The sequence below is a fragment of the Pseudaquabacterium rugosum genome, from assembly GCF_038066575.1.
GTDB classification, from domain to species: domain Bacteria; phylum Pseudomonadota; class Gammaproteobacteria; order Burkholderiales; family Burkholderiaceae_C; genus Pseudaquabacterium; species Pseudaquabacterium rugosum.
In genome coordinates, this window is sequence record NZ_JBBUTF010000048.1 from 1 (window position 1) to 1,121 (window position 1,121).

Consider the following 1,121-nt stretch of genomic DNA (forward strand, 5'->3'; position numbering starts at 1 on the left):
GGGCGGTCTCAAGTCCGAAATGCAACACCCCACCGGATTGCTGCATCATCAATGAACCGCTGCCACGTCCTGTTCGGCAACGGTCTGCATCATCTCGCGGAACGCCTGGATCGGACTGCGCCAGTCCAGGGTCTCTCGCGGTCGGTTGTTGAGCAGATCCGCGATCGCATCCAGCGCCACCTGATCATGCACCGACAGGTCCGTGCCCTTGGGCAGCATCTGCCGCAGCAGCCCGTTGGTGTTCTCGCAGCTGCCGCGTTGCCACGGCTTGTACGGATCACAGAAGTACACCCGAACCTTGGTGTTGAGCGCCAGCTCGCGGTGCCGGGCCATCTCCTTGCCCCGGTCGTAGGTCAAGGTCAGGCGCAGCGGCTCGGTGATCGAGTTCAGCTTGGCCGTGAAGCCCGCCAGCGCCGACTCCGCGGTCGCATCGGGCATCCACGCCAGCAGCACCAGGCGCGTCGTGCGCTCCACCAGCACGCCCACGCAGGACTTGTTGCCGGCGCCCTTGATCAGGTCACCCTCCCAGTGGCCCGGCATCACGCGGTCTTCCACCTCGGGCGGGCGCACATGGATGCTCACCATGTCGGGCAACTGGCCGCGCCGGTCCTTGCCGGCCGAACGCGGCCTGCGCCCGGTCTGGCCCTGGCGCAGACACGCCAGCAGCTGCTTGCGCAGATCGCCTTTGGGGTACGCGTAGATCGCGTTGTAGATCGTCTCGTGCGACACGTTCATCCGGGCATCATCAGGCCAAAGTCGGCGGAAGGCCTTGGCGATCTGCTGCGGCGACCACAGGTTCATCAGCTGGTGCGCGACGATCGGCCACAGCGGACCGCAGACATCCAGCTTGCGCGGCGTACGCGTGGCCACGCGCCGAGCTCGGCAGGCCACTTCCGCAGCCTTCGACGTGTAGCCCGTGGCCGTCGAATTGCGCTTGAGCTCCCGGCTCAGGCTGCCCGCGCTGCGCCCGAGCACCTGCCCGATCTGCCGCAGGCTCTGACCTTGTTGCCGCAGCGCCGCCAACGTCACGCGCTCTTCGGGCTGCATCTGCTGGAATCGTCTCGTCATCTCCACACCTTACCGGATGGCGAGGTGTTGCATTTCGGACTTGAGACCGCCCG

The 1,121-nt window shown here is 66.4% G+C and carries 1 protein-coding gene; it reads right to left on the bottom strand.

Translation table 11 applies throughout. The features are described from left to right. Positions 1 to 48: 48 nt before the first annotated feature. Positions 49 to 1,068, bottom strand: coding sequence for an IS30 family transposase (locus AACH11_RS24715; RefSeq protein WP_423228817.1), 1,020 nt, complete (start codon positions 1,066 to 1,068; stop codon positions 49 to 51). Between the last annotated feature and the right edge of the window lie 53 nt (positions 1,069 to 1,121).

What these genes read in the sequence shown, in the direction of transcription:
- AACH11_RS24715 (WP_423228817.1), bottom strand. Translation starts at nt 1,068, where the DNA reads ATGACGAGACGATTCCAGCAGATGCAGCCCGAAGAGCGCGTGACGTTG.